Genomic DNA, 17255 nt, shown 5'->3' on the forward strand with positions numbered 1-17255 from the left:
GTACATCGGTCGGGCCGCCGGTGAAGAAAACCATACTTGGAGACTTGCGCCTATGGCTCACCCCCATGGCCTGATCCGCCCATGGCTTGCGCATGTGGATGCGGAAATTGCCCGCCCTGTCTTTGTGCATCGCGTTTTTAATGAAAGCGGATGTAGCCCGCGCTTTATTTCCAAGATTATCATGACGGCAGGCATTGCCGCAATCGGCCTGCTTCAAGCATCGCGGCCGATGGGAATCGAGGCCGCACTGCATCTGGGCTGGAAGCAGTTGCGGCGGCAAGGCTCGCTGGTGCTCAGTCCTGCCTTTGCCGTGGTCGCTTTCTCGATTTTTGTGCGAGGGCTTATGGGCCCCTTCTGCGTCGCAAAGCAGACGGTCGCTGAGGTCGAGCGATGATTTATGCCGTGCACACCGGCATCCTTTGCCTTCATATTAAAAAGCGATGCGAGGATGAATTTTTCGAATGCGGAGCTACCTTTCAATGGTCACATTCGCAAAAGTAAAAATGGCCGAAAGCGTTCTTCAATATTATCATCAGAACCGTGACGAACCAAGATTTACAAAAGGGCTACCTGATGATTGAATTTCAGTTTGATCTTCCACCAATTCATCATCGTGGCAGTCAATAATCTATGTTGGCGCCGCTTCTAACTCCGCCCTATCTGCCGTTTGCGATCGCATTTTTGGTGATGATCGGGATCGGCTTGATTGAAGCAATCGGACTTGGTTTTGGCAGCCTCGATCTGCATGGAGACCTTGCGCCAGACGGCTCAGCGGGTCTGCTCGACTGGCTGGGCCTTGGCCGCGACATCCCGATTTTGATCTGGCTGACTTCGCTGCTGGCCTGCTTCACATTGACCGGCGTTGCGCTTCAGAACATCGCGGTGGCGATGATCGGGGGCCCTCTGGCTTGGTGGCTGGCCTGCGGCATTGCCTTGCTGCTGGGCGCTCTGCTCAACACGCTGGCCGCCAATGGGCTGATGCGGATCATGCCGTCTTTTGAGACGACCGTCATTTCCACCGACGATCTGCTGGGGCGGCGCGGCGTCATATTGGAAGGCACAGCCCGGCGCGGGGCGCCTGCACGTGCCAAAGTGGTCGATCAGTACGGGCAGGCACATTTCATCATGGTCGAGCCGCATAATGATAGGGATGAGATCATCTCGGGCCAAAGCGCGCTGATCGTGCGGCGCGAGGGGCCCATCTTCTTCGTGCTGCCCGACGAAAACACACAGCTAAAACCTATTTGAACCAATGATTTTACGCCTCACTCTGGAGAAGGCATCATGCCGCAGTCACTCATTGAAATTCTGATCTATGCGGGGATCATCCTTGCAGCACTGGTCGTTATCGGCATCATTCTCACGCGCCTCTACCGCCGGGCGACCAAGGACGTAGCGCTGATCCGAACCGGCTTTGGCGGCGAAAAGGTTGTACTCAACGGCGGCATCATGGTCATTCCCGTGCTGCATGAATTGATGCAGGTGCGCCTCACCACAGTGAAGCTGGAAGTATCGCGTTTAAACAAGGATGCGTTGATCACGCTCGACAAACTGCGCGTCGATGTGATCGGGCTGTTCCACATCAAGGTAAAGCCGGATGCCGGTTCCATTGCGGCCGCCGCGCAAACTCTGGGTGCCGCGGTCAACAGTCCTGAGGCTGTGAAATCGCTGCTCGATGGCAAGTTGGTGTCGGCGCTGCGTTCGGTTGCGGCGACGATGACGATGGAACATCTTCACGCCAACCGCGCGGATTTCATTCAGAAGGTGCAGGAAGCGCTGATGACGGATCTGGATATGAACGGTTTCCAACTGGAATCGGTCAGCATCACCCATTTCGACCAGACAGCTTTTGAGCATTTCAATGAAAACAATGCGTTCGATGCCGAGGGCTTAACAGTTCTCACGCGTACCATCGAAGAGCGCAAGAAGATCAGAAACGATATTGTCGCCACCAATCGGGTGGAGATTGAGCAGCGCAACCTTGAAGCCAACAACCAATCACTGGAAATTGCACAAGCGGCCGAGCAGGCAAGGTTGACGCAAGAGCAGACGCTGGCTGCGCTCCGCGCCGAACAGGCAACCGCCATAGCCACGGCAGAGGCGGAACAGACCCGTTTGACCGAGATCGCGCGCATCACCGCCAATCAGGCCAAGATCGTTGCACAAACCGAAGCCGATAAAATCATCCAAAGCGCCAATATCGTCCGTGATGGGGCCATTCAGACGGCGACTATCGAGCGTGACCGCACCATCGAGATCGCGCGTATCACCACAGCGGTGCAGACAGCGCAAAAGTCCGAGGAGGAATCGACCGCAACGGCTGCTGCGAATGAGGCGCGCGCCCTTGCCGTAAAAGCTGAGGAAAGCGTCGCAACGGCCAAAGCCACCGAAATTGCCAATCGTAACAAGAATGTCGCGGTGATTGCCGCCACACAGCGCGCTCAGGAAGAAGCTGTGGGCATTACTGTTGCCGCCGAGGCGGAAAAAGAAGCGGCCGAGGCGCGCGCGATGGCTTTGCGTACGGAGGCAACTGCCGAGGCAGATGCCGAAAAGGTGCGCGCCGAGGGGCGTGCAGCCGCATTCAAGGTCGATGCCGCGGGGCAAGCCTCGCTTAACGAAGCTACCAATATTCTGAGCGAAGCCCAAACGGCCCTGCTGTTGCGCAAAGCGATGCTGGAGGCGCTTCCCGCCATTATAGAGGCCGCCAGCAAGCCTATGGAGAATATCGACAAAATAAGCATTGTCGATGCACGAGGGCTGCATGGCAACGGATCGGATACCGTGCAGAGCGAAGGCCATTCAAACCTTGCCGATGCCGCTGTGGCAGCGGCGATGCGCTATCGTGTAGGCGGACCGCTGATCGATGGCTTGATGGCTGAATTGGGTATGACTGGCGGAACACTAAACGGTATGCTGGCAGGCACGGGTGCAACCCCATCTCGCAACGAGACCGCTGCGAGTTCGTCGACAGCAAACCAGGCATAAGAAGTATCACGGCGGGCCGATATCGGTCCGCCGCTTGATCGAGCGAAATCGGCAACGAGCAGCCGGTTTCAGGGCGCCCGCCGGAACCATAAGACGGGTGAACGCGGGCTTCAGAGGCTTTCGCGTAATCTGGTGATGTCGCGCGATGGCGGCAGGCCGAATTGGCGGGCATATTCGCGGCTGAACTGGGTTTGGCTTTCATAGCCCACATCCATCGCCACTGATGTGACATTGCCCTCGCCCGCCATCAGCAGTGAACGCGCGTGCAACAGGCGCACCTGTTTCTGGTATTGCAACGGGCTCAACGTGGTCACGGCCTTGAACTGGCGGTGAAACGCCGAGACACTGAGCGCCGCCATGGCCGCCAGAGTTTCGACCCGCAGCGGCTGCGTAAAATTTTGCCTGATCCATCGGATCGCCGTGCCCACCCGGGCCAAGGCTGTTCCCGGCGTGGCGATCGCGCGCAGCATCCAGCCCAATGGCCCCTGCAACACCCGAAACAGGATCTCCCGTTCATAGGCGGGCGCCAGCACAGCGATCTCGTCATGGCGCTCCATCAACCTCAGCAGCCGCACCCAGGCATCCAGCAAATCCTCGGTAATGGGCGCCACGCAAAAGGCAGCACCGTCCACCGGCCCGCCGGGGGCATTGGGCGCATCGGCCAACAGGGCGGCGATGATCCTGGGCTCCAGCGTCAAGCTGACCGCCAGATAGGGCGCGCCATCATCGGCCGGATGCACGTTGCCCACCGCAGGCAAATCCACCGACATCACGAAATAGGTGGCCGGGTCGTAACGCAGTGTGCGCCCACCCACCGTCATTGTCTTCGCACCTGTCAGGATCAGGTTGATCATGGGATCATAAACAGCGGCAAGGCGATGCTCGGCAATTTCGCCCTGCACCATGGCCACCCGCGGAATTCCCGTTTCGGTCCGGCGGTTTTCGGCCCGCGATGCCAATCTGCGCAGTTCGGACAGCCGGGTTTCCATGTGTCGTGCTGTGTCATACCCGATTGAGCCCGGCAATGACAAAGCAGGAATAGGCATCAATGCAGGAGGATCATGGGCGCACGCTCCTGCGCGGGGCGATTAGATCCACCGCATCATAGCGAAGAGGACGACCATGAGCATTGTCATCATCACCGGCGCCAGTCGCGGCCTTGGCGCCAGCATGGCTCGGCATTGCGCCAGGCGCGGGTTTGGCACCATCATCACTTACCGGACAGGCCAGCAGGAAGCCGAGCAATTGGTCGCTGCGATTGAGGCCGAGGGCGGCAAAGCAGCGGCCTTGCCGCTCGATGTCAGCGACATCGCCAGCTTCCCCGCCTTTTGTGCGATGCTGCGCGACGCCTTGGCCAGCGTATGGCAGGCGACTAACTTTGACGCGCTGGTCAACAATGCGGGGCATGGGCAATTCGCGCCCATCGCCAATGTCGCTGAAGATGATTTTGACGCCCTGTTCCGTGTCCACCTCAAAGGGCCGTTTTTCCTGACGCAGACCCTGTTGCCGTTGATGGCGAATGGCGGCCACATCGTGAATGTCACCAGCGCCACCACCCGCGTGGCCACGGCGGGCGTCGCGCCCTATGCCGCGTTCAAGGGCGGGCTGGAGGTGTTGACCCGCTATATGGCCAAGGAGTTTGGCGAACGCGGCATTCGCGCCAATGCCATTGCGCCGGGGGCGATCCGCACGGATCTTGGCGGCGGCATCAACGCCGAATTCGAGACCATGCTGGCCGGACAGACTGCGCTGGGTCGTATCGGCGAACCCGACGATGTGGGCCGGATGGTGGCGGGCCTCCTGTCTGACGATAACCGCTGGATCAACGCGCAGACCATCGAGGTGGCGGGCGGTTACATCATCTGAGCGCGGCGCTTTCGACCATCAGGTCAAGCAATGCGCGCAGGCGCGGCAAGCGCTTCAGGTCACGGTGATAGCCCAGCCATGTCTCGCGGCTCGGCGGGGCGCTGCCAAGATCCACCTCCACCAGACCCGGCGTGGCGGCGCCCAAAGGTTTGGGCAGGACCGCCAGCCCCGTGCCCAGCGCGCAGAGCTGCGCCTGCATCTCGCGGCTGTTGCTGCGGGCCACGATGCGCGCGGCGGGCAGGCTCTGCATCAGCCAGCCCACATCGGGCATCCCGCCAAAGCCGGTGTCCATCACCACCACCGGCACATCATCACCCAAAGACCGATAATCATCCGGGCCATAGCCTGCCGGGGCATAGAGCGCATAGGGCACCGTCATCAGCCGCCTTGCGATCACCTCTGGCTCATCAAACGGGGCGATGCGCAGCACCAGATCGGCCTCGCGGCGGGCAAGGCTGTAGATGCGCGGATCGGTCAGCGTTTCGACCACCACGCCGGGATGGCATCGGTGGAACTCGGCCAGTATGGGCGCCAGCACGATCCGCCCGAACCAGTCCGAACAGGTCAGCCGCAGCATGCCCTCCAAGCGCTGCTCATTGCCCGCCAATTCGCGTGAGAGCGCCTGAGCCTCGGCCTCCATACGCTCGGCATGGCGCAGCATCACTGCGCCTTCATCGGTCAGCACAAAGCCATCGGCGGTGCGCTGAAACAGGGCGGTGCTTGTGGCTTCTTCCAGCGCACGCAGGCGGCGGCCCATGGTGGGCTGCGATTGGCCCAGTTTTCGCGCCGCGGCACCCAGCGTGCCTTCACGCGCGATGGCGAGAAAAACCGGCAGATCGCTCCATTCAAGCGGCGTGGAAGACATGGCGCACCCAAACAAATATGAATGGACATCATGCAGCATAGTTGATTTTCATTCAAGCATGATCGGCGCACCATCAGGGCATCAAACAGGAGATACCCCGATGACCCATAACCCCACCATGCTCGCCGCCATAGCTGATACCGCCAATGGCCCCTTCACTCTGCGCACCGTCGCACGCCCCACCACTGGCGCGGGCGAGGTTCTGATCCGCGTCCATGCCAGCGGCACCAACCCGCTCGACACCAAGATCCATGCAGGCGAGGCTGCCCATGCCCGCCGTCCGTTGCCCGCCGTGCTGGGCATGGATGTGGCCGGCGTGGTGGAACAGGTTGGCGCGGGCGTCACAGGTTTTGCGCCCGGCGACGAGGTCTATGGCCTGATCGGCGGTGTGGGCTCCCTGCCCGGCACGCAGGCGCAGTATGTCGCCGCCGATGTCCGCCTGCTGGCGCATAAGCCTGCAAACCTGACCATGCGCGAGGCGGCGATCCTGCCGCTGGTGGTGATCACCGCGTGGGAAGGGCTGATCGACCGCGCCGCCATCCGCCCGGGTGACAGCGTGCTGGTGCAGGGCGGCGCAGGGGGTGTCGGCCATGTGGCGGTGCAGATCGCGCTGGCCCATGGCGCCCGCGTGTTTGCCACCGCCTTTGCCGCGGATCACGATTACCTGCGCGCATTGGGCGCCACCCCGATCGACGCCGCGCTGGATGTGGACCTATACGTGGCCGAACATACCGCAGGGCGCGGCTTTGATGTGGTCTATGACACCGGCGGCGGGGCACTGCTCGATGCCTCGTTCCGGGCGGTGCGGCGATTTGGCCATGTGGTCAGTTGCCTTGGCTGGGGCACGCATGCGCTGGCTCCGCTATCCTTCAAACAGGCCACCTATTCGGGCGTCTTCACACTGCATACGCTGCTCGCCGACGAAGGGCGCGCCCATTATGGCGAGATCCTGAATGCCGCCGCCGCCATGGCCGAAGGTGGCCACCTGCTGCCCCGGCTTGACCCGCGTACGTTCACGATGAACCAGATCGGCGATGCCTATGACGCGGTGACTGGCCGCAACGGCGCCCGGCGTGCGCAAGGCAAGATCGCCATCACCATCGCCTGATTGGCGCTGGTGATGCATTTTCCGCGATAGGGCCAAAACGCTTCAACGTATAAAGCTGAACCAACCAGCGGCTATATCACCATAGACCCACGCAAGCGCGCTGATGGTCACCGCGATGCTGAAATAGATCTTTTCGCGCAGCAGGGAGTCGCGCCTGCGGATCAACGCCTCACGCAAAGGCTCGATCGCGTGCTTCAAGGCATCAAGATGCTGAATGCCTTCTTCGTTAAGGACGTGGCCGGCTTGTCCGAGGCGATCATACAGATCGGCCTCTGCGGTCGGCTTCGCCACCAGAAACACCGCAAGCGTGAGTACGAAGGCCAAGGCGCCGCCCGATCCGCCAACGGCCCTATCGCCCCAGCATCCGGCGTAAACAATCCCGATCAGGGATAAGGTGAGAGCGACCAGCATCGTTATGAAAATGCGCAATTCGCTGGTCCATTGCGCATTTCCACCTTCATCGTTCCTGTTCCGATCCTGATCGTAATGCCATTTGACGGCGAAGAACATGGCGGTGCCGATGACACTACCCTTTACAATCAGCAATATTACGGGAGCCCAATCCATCACGATGTCCTAACAAAAATCATTTTCCGGTGAGGTTTGGAACCGCATCCTCACCCTCCCATATTCCGACATACCGGCCCAGAGTATCAGACCAGATTGATCTTGCGCGGTGCCTGCGGACCAATCAGGGCAGCCAGCAGGTTGAGGCCACGTCGCAATTGATCGCGCCCTATTGCTCCACCAACTGAAACCCGCATGGCGGCGGGCCTGCTTGATGATTTTTCGGCCGCGAAAGCATCAGCGGGGATCGCGGGCAGGCCATGCTGGCGCAGCGCATCGCAAACGTGGCGAGCATCCAGATCCTCCGGCACCTCGACCCACAGGTGATAGCCATAGTCCTGCGCGCGGAAGCTGCCCGACGAAAGGCTTTCCCGCACGATATCCTGTCGCAGGCGGGCCTCGGACCTTACCTCGTCAATCAGCTTGTGGAACAAGCCGCCCCTGACCCAGTCCGTGACAACGGCGGCATTGAGCGGCGGCGCCATGATCGCGGTTTCATGCATATCGGCGGCCAGTCGCCACGCGCCCGCAACATTGGGCGCGCGCAGCCACGCCAAGCGCAAACCGGGGGTCAAGACTTTCGAAACGCTCGCGATGTGCCAGCTTTGGTCGGGCACATAGGAGGTGATCGGGGGCAGAGGATGGTCTGGAAGCCAGCCATAGGCATCGTCCTCGATCAGCAGCAGATCGTGCTTTTCGATCACTGCGGCCACCGCCTGCCTGCGGGCATTGGGCATGGTGATCGTGGTCGGATTGTCATTCGTTGGCACGAGGTAGACGCCCCGCACCCCGCCGCCCGCGCAGGCCTGATCCAGACTGGCGGGATCCATGCCATCGGCATCCGAGGCGATGACCTGCAGCGTCACGCCAAACCGGCGGGCCAGCGCGAGCAATCCAGGATAGGCATGGGCGCAGACCGCCAGCCTGTCGCCAGACTTGAACTGGGCGCTGAAAATGGCATGGAGAGCATTCTGACCGCCCGCCGCCAAAAGCACTGTGTCCTCGGAGCAGGCAATACCACGAGACATGAGCAGTTCGGCTCCAGCCCTGCGCGCCGATGGCGCACCGCCGCTGCGCTGATACTGGAGGGGCGCCGCGGCCATGTCAGCGCCGAGCAGGCCTGCCACACTGTCGCGAAAGGCCTGAGCAAGCGTGCCGCCAAAGCCTTCGGGCGGGGCATTCATCCCGGTATCGCCGGGATCGTCGGCGGAAATCGACGGAGCCACTTTGTCCCGGGCCTTCACATAGCTGCCACGGCGGCCACTACCCTCTATCAGACCAAGCCTTTGAGCCTCGCCATAGGCGCGGGTTACTGTGGTCAAATCCAGACCAAGCATGTCAGCCAGCGCCCTTTGCGGCGGCAGCCGGTCGCCGGGCGTCAGAGCTCCCGCCTCGATGGCATCGGCCAGAGATTGGGCAATCGCAAGGTATTTAGGGCCGCTCGCCGTGTTGATGTCAGGCGTCCAATCGGTCATTGTGAGGTTCCAACCCTTTTGCAGGTATTTTGCATGGATCATCAGTCCCGATGATTGAAAACGGGGCGCCCTGCAAGCACGTTCCTCGCCATTTCCCCACCATCATGCAGCGCGAGCATTCCGCCCGGCGTCGTATCATCCCAAAGGCCGGGATCGGCATATTGCCGTAGCGCCGATTCATAGCGGCCAATGCGGGCCGTTTCATGTTCCAGCAGCGCTGCGGCGTCGGCGATCTCCGGAAAATCCTCTGCCTGTCCTGCGCGGATCATGGCGGCAAGATCCGGCCTGTTGATCGCGTCATACACTTTCGCAACCAGATGTGCGGCCAAAGTCAGTGCATTACCGCCTGTCGCAGTAAGATCAACATTCTCTGTGCACATATCAATCAGCCTTGTCCTCGGCGCGGGCATGCAGTTCGGCCCACAGCCTTTCGGTGCCTGCCTCCTGCGCGTGATTGACATAGGCCGAGGCGACCAACCATCCCTTGATATAGGGCAATGGCAAGATGCAGCCGAGCATCATCAGCGGAAGCGATGTGACCAGATGCACCCAGTAGGGCGGGTCAAACGCGACCTGAAGCCAGACAACAAAAAAGGACAACGGAAAGGCCACGATGCAGAGCGAAAAGAACGCCGGGCCATCGTCCGGCGCGGCAAAGTTATAATTCAGCCCGCAATTGGGGCAGCGGTCCTGCAGCTTGAGCCAGCGCTTGAACATGGACGCTTTGCCACAATTCGGGCAACAGCCCTTCATGCCACAATGAAAAATCCATTTCCCTTTATTTTCAATCAGATTTGTGGGTTTCATCGGCCTTATCCCTTAAAGGGGCACTGATTCTGCAGCCCATCTACAATGCATGCATATTGCATGCAATAGTCCATACATTAAGAAGGCAAAATTCACATCACGGATCTGCCGGCATTGCCGTTCAGGAGCGCAAAAGCGGCTCAGGGCCAACAAGCCAAGGCCGCGCGAAACCACAACAAAGCCGACATCGGTTGTACGGCCCGCTGTCGAGTGCGCGGGAACTGCGATGTCATCAGGCTGGTTGCACCTCCTTGGCGACGAACCCCCGATAGCGGGCCGTCAGTCGGCTCTGCGCTCTCCAAGCGATCTCACGGACCTTTGGCGTGGTCTGCTTGAGGTGTTATTGGTTTGAAGGGCACAGAGATAAGCTTCGTTAGGCCAGCATCGAGACTGCTTTGACAAACATCTGATCGTTCCGTGAAAGCCGATGTCAGCTCGCCGCTGCCGTTCAGTGCCAGTTTGAACCGACATCTCCCAAAGCCCGTTTCAGCGGCCCGAGAAATCTCTCGTAATTGCGCCAATGCTCAAGGGCCGAACGATAGATCGGCTGACGCACCTGTTCGGAGCTGACGGTTCGCACGGCCCGGCGGTTCTCGTGAAAGCGCAGGCATTCCGGCGCGAAACCCACTCCGGCAGCATCGAGCAGTGCCGCAATCTGTGCCTCGGGTGCCGCGACGAGCGACTCGTAAACCTGTGTGTAGATCTTGCCGGGCTGGACCTTGGCGAAGTGCTGCATCACGGACAGATAGAACCGGTAGTACCGGCCCAGTTCCGCCAAATCATAGGAATAATCGTGACCTTTGGCGAAGAGCTGCTTGAAACACGAAAATCCGGCGGCCATCGGATGGCGCCGCACATCAATGATTCTGGCATGCGGCAAGATCAGCCGGATCAGCCCGACGTGGCGGAAGTTGTTCGGCATCTTGTCAATAAAGCGGGGTCGCCCCAATCGGCGATGGATGGCCGCCTGCGCCAGATATTCCTCACCAAGCGCCCGCACCTCCGGCTCGGCCAGGCGGGAGACGGCATCGGGGCCTTGAACCGCCAGACGACTGGCGATGCTGCCCATATAGGGCAGTTCCATCGTGCCTTCGATATCCGGATGCGTGGCAAGGATCTGCTCCACCAGCGTCGAGCCGGATCGAGGCAGTCCGAGGACAAAAATCGGCGCAGCGCTCGCTGCTCCCCAGCCCTGTCGGCGGGCGAAGAATTCCTCTGAAAAGAGCGCGCTGATGTCGGCGCCCTGTTGCGGATAGTCGGGCAAGGCCGTCTGGCGCTGCCGAAAGGCGATCGCTGCTCCTGCGGCATAATGCTCGAAACTCTCGGCAAAGGCCCCGGCATCCTCAAGCAACCGGCCAAGCGCATAGGACAATCGCATGCGCTCTCGCTCGTCAAGGCGCGGGCTTTGCAAAATACGGCGCATCTCGCGCTCATCGGCATCGCCAAGCGCGCCGATCTTGAGGTTGGCAAGGCTCCACCATGCCTCACCATTCGACGGTTGCAGGGCGGCGGCCCGGCGGTAGGCGGCAATCGCGCTGTCGCGCTCACCCCGTGTGCGCAGAGCGTGGCCAAGGTTCACCGCAATGCGCGGATTGGCAGGATAGCGAGCCGCCAGTTCACCCTGAATTTCTGCCGCACCGGCCTCATCGCCTAACAGCGCAAGGCAGGCCGCCCGCAGATTGCGATAGGCCGGATTGGCCGGATCCCCCCGCTCCAGCGGCGCCAGTTCGAGCAGGGCCGCTTCGGCCCGCTGCGCCGCGAACAAGGCCCGCGCGAGAGCAAAACGCAGGGGAGCAAACTCTGGCTGGATCGTCAGAGCATGGCGCAGGAGCGCCTCAGCCTGTTGATGCGCCCCGGCGATGGAGAGGCAATCGGACAGCAGACGCAAGGCTTCGACGTGATCGGGATGGCTTGCCAGATAGTCCCGCAAAACCGGCTCGGCATCCTCGCAGCGGCCCAGCGCCACCGCCTCGGCCGCCCCGGCAAGCCGGGGGTCTGCAATGGAAAGCCGCGCCAGCCTCGCTTGCGCCTGCGCCTCGGTTGCATAGCGCCCTAACGCAAAGGCCGTGTTCGACAGGGCTTCCCACGCTTCCACCAGCCCCGGCTCGATGGCGACCGCCGCCTCCAGATGCGCGATGCCCTCCTCTTCGCGCCCCAGCAGCGAGAGCGACAGGCCCAGTTCATAGCGCGTGCGGGCGGCACGGGGCCACTGCGCCGCCAACGCGACGAGCAGCGGCAGGGCTTCGCCCGGCTTGCCCAAACGGCGCAAGGCCGAAGCGAGGATCAGCCGGGGGCGCGGATCGGCTGAATTGCGCATGACCAGCGCCTGCGCCAGTCGGCTTGCCTGCGCGGGATTGTCGGCGAGGGCTGCGGCCGCTTGCTCAACAGGATCGGTCATGCCGCTCTCCGGGCGGGGTCCAATCCCCCCGCAAGTCCATAGTCTGGCAGCGCGAGGGCCGCCCCGCAACATCTTGCGGAACGGCCCCGCCCAGCCTCAGAAGTTGTAGGTAACCCGCCCGTAATAGTAACCGCCATTGATGCCCCAGGGCGTAAAAGCGATTGCGGCATTGTAGATATTGTTGAGCAGCGGCCGCTGCGTGCCATTGACGGTGACGGTCGGCATCGTCGGCGCCTGCTTGTTGAACAGGTTGTTCGCGCCCGCGTTGAACCGAAGATGCGGCGTCAACGCATAGCCGATGTCGAGATCGGTGATGAAGGTCGTGCCGATCCGGACCAGTTGCGCGCTGCTGCCCTGCCCTGAGCCATCGGGGCTGAGATGCTGGCTGGTGACACCATACATCGTCTCGCGCAGGTTCACCTTGAGCGGCCCGTGGCTCCACAGGGCGTTGGCGATCGCCTTGACCCGAGGCGAGGCCGTGGTCAGCGCATCGATCGCATATTGCGTCATCAACTTCGTCTGCCCCTGACTGGCGTTATAAACCGCAGACGGCAGATCGATGATATTGGTCACCTCTGTCTTATTGTAATTCACCCCCAGCGACCAGTCGACGTGATTGGCCTCGCCAAAATCGCTGGCATAGTTGGCGGTCGCCTCGACCCCGCGGGTGCGGGTGTCGGCCCCGTTGGTAAAGATGTCGATACCGGCATAGGACGTCGCATCGGCGACCGAAATTTTGCGTGCCGACAGGGCATCAAGCACGGCCTGAGACACCACAGTGGAACCGTTGGAGCCGAAGATGTCGCCCGATCCGACGATCCGGTGCTTGATGCTGATCTGATAGGCATCGAGCGTGAATTGCAGCGCGGGGGCAAGGTGAGTCACGATCCCAATCGACAGGTTGGTCGACCTTTCGGGTTTGAGTGGAGAGAAACCCAGCAGTTGCGAGGAAGGCGAGTTCGCCGGGAACTGGCCATAGACATAGCCCGGCCCGACATTGACCGACGAATAGTGCTCTTCGGCCAGACTGGGCGCGCGGAACCCGTTGGCAACAGTGCCGCGCAGGGCGAAGGCGGGCGAGAAGTCGTAGCGGGCGGTCAACTTGCCCGTGGTGACAGATCCGAAGTCGGAGAAATGCTCGTAACGCCCCGCAAGGTCAGTATGCAGGCCCGCCACCGGATCGGCAGCAAGGTCGGCATAGAAGGCATAGCCGGTGCGGCTGAACACGCCTGCATCGGTGTCGGCAAAGCCCTGATAGCCCTGACCACCGCCATAGGCGTTGGCGGCCCACTCGCCTTCGCCGATGGCATAGCTGTCGCGCCGGTACTCGGCCCCCAAAGCGAGGGTGACCGGCTTGGCAAAGCCCACTTCGAATTCGCGGCTGAGATCGAGGTTGGCCGCCCATTCGCTGTTGGACAGCTGGCCATCATAGAAATCGCGCTGCAGGCCTGTAAGCGGCGTGGCGCTGGTCGACTGGAGGGCAGAGAACAGGCCACGGTTGGCCGAGTTCAGCGTGTAGAGCTTCACCGTGTCGCGGCCATAGGTGCCCGAGAGGTCATAGTTCCAACCGGCAGCCTTGCCCTTGATGCCGGCGGTCAGCGAGAAGTCTTCCTCGCGCACGCCTTCCTGCGGGGTAAAACCATTGGGCAAGGGATAGACGGTCACCCCCGTGCTGGTCGTGCCGGAGACACGGTTGCCAACGCGATAGTTCTGGTTCGAGCGAGCGCTGCGGTTGCCGTAGCTGCCGAAAGCATAAAGCTGCGCGCTGCCCAGATCATAGCCTGCGCTGAAGCTCACGTTGTAGATCGTGTAGCGCGCATCGCCATTGATGCGGTTGACGCGGGGGAAGCCGTCCGAGGCCTTAAGACCGGCAACGATGACCGGATTGGTCGCAGTGATATTGCACTGCGGGTCGAAATAACGGCGGTCGCATGTCCCGTGCTGGGTGAAGTCGTGGAACTTGTACTCGCCCGTCAGGTTGATGAAGCCGTTTTCGCCCAGCTTCATACCCGCATTGATCGCAGCCGATGCGGTCTTGCCCCCATTCTCGTAATTTTGCCCGCCCGAGGCGGTCAGCATCCCGCCATGGGATGCGGTCTTGGTGATGATGTTGACCACACCGGCAATCGCATCGGACCCGTACTGGGCAGCCGCGCCGTCCTGCAGCACTTCGACCCGCTGGATCGATGCGACCGGAACAAAGCTCAGGTCGGTCGTGGCGCTGCCGGAATAGGGGCTGCCACCGGCAACGGCAAGGTTCGCCGTGGTATGGCGACGCTTGCCGTTGATCAGCACCAGCGTTTCGTTCGGGCTGATGCCGCGCAGCGCCGCAGAAAGCGTGAGGTTGGCCGTGTCATTGCCAAAGCCCTGAAAATTCAGGGAAGGCAGCGATGCCGAAAGCGCGGGTCCGAGATCAGGCGGCCCAACATTTTGCAGCGCCTGCACCCCGATCACCTGCACCGGCGCTGCGCTGTCCTGCGCGCGCATCCCGGTCAGGCGCGTCCCCGTCACGATGATGTCTGCGGCGGGCGGCGGGTTTGTCGCATCGGCCGCATAGGCCGGGGCCGCCGCGCACAGAACAAAGGCGGTGCTCGAAAGGAGATGAAGCTTCATGGTTTGGAACCCTCCCGGGAATGATTTTGGTTTTATTTTTTCGCCGGGCACACCGCATCAGCCATGTCGATGCTTCCCCAAGCACCAACAAGGCTATCTATTTCGCTTTAGAATCCACAGCCGCATATCCATGCGCGCGGCGACACCTTCGGCCGTTTTTGCCGCTGCTCCGGCACGAAGTTTTGTGGTGTAGATTGGCCCGCCTGCCACCATAGGCAGGGCGGAGGTCTCCCCATGATGGCAGGCGCGGTGCGACATGCCCATGCGGTACGATTTCTAGACGCCTATCACCCCTGACCCAACCAATCCCGGTTGGGCGCCAGAACGCGGCCGAAACGGGCGGTCAGAGCCCGCACCTCCTGAAGATGGTGATGCGGGTTTTCGCCGGGCAGGGCAGCGTCCTGCGGCGCGGGATGGCGCATGCCATAGAGGATATATTGATAGCTGGCAGGGCCAAATAGTTGAGAGGTATGCGGAAAATCCCCGCTGATCGGCGGGCGGTTTTGCCAAATGCGCAAATTCTCGCGCAGGGATTCCGGGATCGAGCGTTTGTCGCGATTGGCCACCCAAAACGGCTCGCTGCGGTCGCTCAGTACATAATGCAGTTTGAGAAAGTCGATGGCATCGCGCCATATTTGATCGAGCTTGCGGTTAAAGCGCGCCGCCTCAATCGCCATGACCTCGCGGTCAAAACTCAGGTGCTCGGCCAGATGGTTGGCCGATACTTCGATCATCGCAATGCTGGAGGCTTCGAGCGGCTCGACAAAGCCCGATGACACGCCGATGGCCGCGCAATTGGCCACCCAGAACCGTTCACGATAGCCCGAATTGATGGCGATGCGGCGCGGCTCGGCAGGCAAGGCCCGGCCCGAAATCGCGCGGACATAGCGATCGAGCCGCTCGCGCGCTTCGTCGTCCGAACAGTATTCGCTGGAATAAACATAGCCCACGCCGCGCCTTGTGGTAAGGCCGATATCCCAGATCCAGCCGGCCTCCTGCGCCGTGGCCAGCGTAACCGAAGCAATCGGGCTGTCAGCCTCGGGATAGGGCACCTGAATGGCCAGAGCGGTGTCAACGAACAGCACATCGCGGCAATTGACCAGCGGCACCTTGTAAACCCGGTCGATCAGCACGCCGTGCTGGCCGCTGCAATCCACGAAGAAATCGCCCGCCAACTCGCCATGGCGGGCGGTGAGCAGGGCCGCAATCGCCCCGTCATCATCCATCCGGCAGCCCTCCACATCGTCGGAGAGATGGCGTACGCCCAATCGCGCGATGCAGTGTTCCTTGAGGAAACCGGCCACTTTGCCCGCGTCAAAATGATAGGCGTAATTGCCGATGCCCTCAAACTCCGGGCTGCTGCGCGTCTTGGGCGCAAGGCCCGCGCGGCAGAGGGCGGTCTGGAAGCAGACGGCCTCATCAAATCCGGTCGATGGCGCGGCGAGCCATGCAGAAGCCAGATCAACCTCGCCAAAGCGGTGGGGCGGGGTGAAGGGGTGGATATAGCTGTGCTCGCCCGCCGCGCCCTGCTGTCGCCACCCGACGAATTGCGAGCCTTGCTTGAAGGTCGCATCGCAGACCGCCAAAAATTCGGCCTCGCCAATGCCCATGACCTGAAGGCTCTGGCGGATCGTCGGCCAGGTGCCCTCACCCACGCCCAGAATGGGCACGCCGGGCGATTCGACCACCGTGATGCTCAGATCCCGGCGCGAAGGCAGGCCAAGCCGCCCCGCCAGAATGCCCGCGGTCAGCCACCCAGCCGTGCCGCCGCCCACGATGATGATCGAGCCGGGATCAGAGGGCATGGGGCGCCCTCGCCCGGTTTTTGCGCAGGATGAGATTGGCAATCTGGCCCACAGAAGCCGCCTGTTGATAGGCCCAGCCGAGATAGCCCTGCCGGTGCAGATCGGCCAGGGCATCAGCGGGCAACTCGGCCAGACGAGCCTCGGCAATGGCAAAGAGGCCCGATGGATTATGGCTGACCCCGCCGCCCAGATCGATCCGCACCTCGACAGGCTCGACCAGGCCAAGCGCATCGAGGGCCGCCGCATAGGCGCTGCCCTGCTGCGCGCCCTTTACCAGCGCTTCGAGGGAGTCGATGATCGACTGCAAACGTTCGGACGGGCGGCCATCGGAAAAGAACAGCACATCGCCGCCCGCCTGCGTGAGACGCGGGCTGTCAAGGTCGATCATCAAACTGTTGCGGTCGGGATTGGCGGGGCTTTGCTGCACGGCAAAGGGGTCGCAGCGGCGCACAAGCGGGACATAGGCGGCATCCCAGCCGTCATCGGCCAGAAACAGGTTTTCCTCCGCCGCAAAACCCAGCATCGCGCCCAATTCATACCCGCCCGTCACAGGGGAAACGCGGAAAAACAGCGGATAGGAATTGGCCAGAGCGGGAATTTCCGTCGGCACCACACCCACCATGCCCAGCCCATCGCCCAAAGACGCGCCATAGCCGTTGGCGAGGCGCAGCAAGCGATGTTCTGCAAAGTTCAGCGGAACGAAATTTGCCATAATTGATTGACCCATCCCAAAAATATAATATCATTCATGAAATTATTTTGAAAA

15 protein-coding genes are annotated in these 17255 nt (G+C 61.5%); 5 read left to right on the forward strand and 10 right to left on the reverse strand.

Annotated elements, in window-relative coordinates; all coding sequences use genetic code 11:
* Positions 1-52 precede the first annotated feature (52 nt).
* The 3 genes from GGR38_RS22035 to GGR38_RS22045 all read left to right on the forward strand — a co-directional run bounded on the left by GGR38_RS22035 (position 53) and on the right by GGR38_RS22045 (position 2985).
* Positions 53-394: a hypothetical protein gene (locus GGR38_RS22035; RefSeq protein ID WP_183628850.1), complete on the forward strand. Its 342-nt coding sequence runs from the start codon at positions 53-55 to the stop codon at positions 392-394.
* 236 nt (positions 395-630) lie between these two features.
* Positions 631-1248, forward strand: a complete 618-nt coding sequence (locus GGR38_RS22040; protein ID WP_183628851.1) for an OB-fold-containig protein — start codon at positions 631-633, stop codon at positions 1246-1248.
* Between the two features lie 36 nt (positions 1249-1284).
* Positions 1285-2985 carry a flotillin family protein gene (locus GGR38_RS22045; protein ID WP_183628852.1) on the forward strand — a complete coding sequence of 567 codons (1701 nt, stop codon included), beginning with the start codon at positions 1285-1287 and terminating at the stop codon, positions 2983-2985.
* Between the two features lie 110 nt (positions 2986-3095).
* Here GGR38_RS22045 and GGR38_RS22050 read toward each other — a convergent pair whose 3' ends face one another.
* On the reverse strand, positions 3096-3974 hold the full coding sequence (locus GGR38_RS22050) for an AraC family transcriptional regulator (RefSeq protein ID WP_183628854.1): 879 nt from the start codon (positions 3972-3974) through the stop codon (positions 3096-3098).
* Between the two features lie 133 nt (positions 3975-4107).
* Here GGR38_RS22050 and GGR38_RS22055 point away from each other — a divergent pair, with 133 nt between their 5' ends.
* Positions 4108-4851, forward strand: coding sequence for an SDR family NAD(P)-dependent oxidoreductase (locus GGR38_RS22055; RefSeq protein ID WP_183628856.1), 744 nt, complete (start codon positions 4108-4110; stop codon positions 4849-4851).
* Here the strand turns inward: GGR38_RS22055 and GGR38_RS22060 are convergent.
* Positions 4844-5716, reverse strand: coding sequence for a LysR family transcriptional regulator (locus GGR38_RS22060; protein ID WP_183628859.1), 873 nt, complete (start codon positions 5714-5716; stop codon positions 4844-4846). The two genes, GGR38_RS22055 and GGR38_RS22060, sit on opposite strands and share 8 nt — an antisense overlap.
* Positions 5717-5816: 100 nt before the next feature.
* On the opposite strand from GGR38_RS22060, the gene GGR38_RS22065 reads away from it, so the two are divergent.
* The gene (locus GGR38_RS22065; protein ID WP_183628860.1) at positions 5817-6824 is read left to right on the forward strand and encodes a zinc-dependent alcohol dehydrogenase family protein; all 1008 of its coding nucleotides are present in this window, start codon (positions 5817-5819) and stop codon (positions 6822-6824) included.
* 42 nt (positions 6825-6866) lie between these two features.
* Here GGR38_RS22065 and GGR38_RS22070 read toward each other — a convergent pair whose 3' ends face one another.
* The 8 genes from GGR38_RS22070 to GGR38_RS22105 all read right to left on the reverse strand — a co-directional run bounded on the left by GGR38_RS22070 (position 6867) and on the right by GGR38_RS22105 (position 17201).
* Positions 6867-7334 carry a hypothetical protein gene (locus GGR38_RS22070; RefSeq protein ID WP_221227211.1) on the reverse strand — a complete coding sequence of 156 codons (468 nt, stop codon included), beginning with the start codon at positions 7332-7334 and terminating at the stop codon, positions 6867-6869.
* A 143-nt stretch (positions 7335-7477) separates the two neighbouring features.
* A complete protein-coding gene (locus tag GGR38_RS22075) occupies positions 7478-8866 on the reverse strand; it encodes an aminotransferase-like domain-containing protein (protein ID WP_183628864.1) in 1389 nt (462 codons plus the stop codon).
* 41 nt (positions 8867-8907) lie between these two features.
* Positions 8908-9246 carry a hypothetical protein gene (locus GGR38_RS22080; protein ID WP_183628866.1) on the reverse strand — a complete coding sequence of 113 codons (339 nt, stop codon included), beginning with the start codon at positions 9244-9246 and terminating at the stop codon, positions 8908-8910.
* 1 nt (position 9247) lies between these two features.
* Entirely contained in the window at positions 9248-9673 is a 426-nt protein-coding gene (locus GGR38_RS22085) for a DUF983 domain-containing protein (RefSeq protein ID WP_183628868.1), read from the reverse strand.
* A gap of 448 nt (positions 9674-10121) precedes the next feature.
* Positions 10122-12071 carry a tetratricopeptide repeat-containing sulfotransferase family protein gene (locus GGR38_RS22090; protein ID WP_183628870.1) on the reverse strand — a complete coding sequence of 650 codons (1950 nt, stop codon included), beginning with the start codon at positions 12069-12071 and terminating at the stop codon, positions 10122-10124.
* Positions 12072-12167: 96 nt separating this feature from the next.
* The gene (locus tag GGR38_RS22095) at positions 12168-14684 is read right to left on the reverse strand and encodes a TonB-dependent receptor plug domain-containing protein (RefSeq protein WP_183628872.1); all 2517 of its coding nucleotides are present in this window, start codon (positions 14682-14684) and stop codon (positions 12168-12170) included.
* 287 nt (positions 14685-14971) lie between these two features.
* The gene (locus GGR38_RS22100) at positions 14972-16489 is read right to left on the reverse strand and encodes a tryptophan halogenase family protein (protein WP_221227212.1); all 1518 of its coding nucleotides are present in this window, start codon (positions 16487-16489) and stop codon (positions 14972-14974) included.
* Positions 16479-17201, reverse strand: coding sequence for a SapC family protein (locus GGR38_RS22105; protein WP_183628874.1), 723 nt, complete (start codon positions 17199-17201; stop codon positions 16479-16481). The genes GGR38_RS22100 and GGR38_RS22105 overlap by 11 nt, the downstream gene beginning before the upstream one ends.
* Positions 17202-17255 lie beyond the last annotated feature (54 nt).

The sequence above is a fragment of the Novosphingobium sediminicola genome (genome assembly GCF_014196525.1).
Taxonomy (GTDB): Bacteria; Pseudomonadota; Alphaproteobacteria; order Sphingomonadales; family Sphingomonadaceae; genus Novosphingobium; species Novosphingobium sediminicola.

Bases quoted from the DNA above. Each gene is read 5' to 3' on its own strand.
- GGR38_RS22085 (WP_183628868.1), bottom strand. From the start codon at position 9,673: ATGAAACCCACAAATCTGATTGAAAATAAAGGGAAATGGATTTTTCAT.
- GGR38_RS22080 (WP_183628866.1), bottom strand. From the start codon at position 9,246: ATGTGCACAGAGAATGTTGATCTTACTGCGACAGGCGGTAATGCACTG.
- GGR38_RS22035 (WP_183628850.1), top strand. From the start codon at position 53: ATGGCTCACCCCCATGGCCTGATCCGCCCATGGCTTGCGCATGTGGAT.
- GGR38_RS22100 (WP_221227212.1), bottom strand. From the start codon at position 16,489: ATGCCCTCTGATCCCGGCTCGATCATCATCGTGGGCGGCGGCACGGCT.
- GGR38_RS22055 (WP_183628856.1), top strand. From the start codon at position 4,108: ATGAGCATTGTCATCATCACCGGCGCCAGTCGCGGCCTTGGCGCCAGC.
- GGR38_RS22075 (WP_183628864.1), bottom strand. From the start codon at position 8,866: ATGACCGATTGGACGCCTGACATCAACACGGCGAGCGGCCCTAAATAC.
- GGR38_RS22040 (WP_183628851.1), top strand. From the start codon at position 631: ATGTTGGCGCCGCTTCTAACTCCGCCCTATCTGCCGTTTGCGATCGCA.
- GGR38_RS22095 (WP_183628872.1), bottom strand. From the start codon at position 14,684: ATGAAGCTTCATCTCCTTTCGAGCACCGCCTTTGTTCTGTGCGCGGCG.
- GGR38_RS22070 (WP_221227211.1), bottom strand. From the start codon at position 7,334: ATGTTCTTCGCCGTCAAATGGCATTACGATCAGGATCGGAACAGGAAC.
- GGR38_RS22105 (WP_183628874.1), bottom strand. From the start codon at position 17,201: ATGGCAAATTTCGTTCCGCTGAACTTTGCAGAACATCGCTTGCTGCGC.
- GGR38_RS22050 (WP_183628854.1), bottom strand. From the start codon at position 3,974: ATGGAAACCCGGCTGTCCGAACTGCGCAGATTGGCATCGCGGGCCGAA.
- GGR38_RS22065 (WP_183628860.1), top strand. From the start codon at position 5,817: ATGACCCATAACCCCACCATGCTCGCCGCCATAGCTGATACCGCCAAT.
- GGR38_RS22090 (WP_183628870.1), bottom strand. From the start codon at position 12,071: ATGACCGATCCTGTTGAGCAAGCGGCCGCAGCCCTCGCCGACAATCCC.
- GGR38_RS22060 (WP_183628859.1), bottom strand. From the start codon at position 5,716: ATGTCTTCCACGCCGCTTGAATGGAGCGATCTGCCGGTTTTTCTCGCC.
- GGR38_RS22045 (WP_183628852.1), top strand. From the start codon at position 1,285: ATGCCGCAGTCACTCATTGAAATTCTGATCTATGCGGGGATCATCCTT.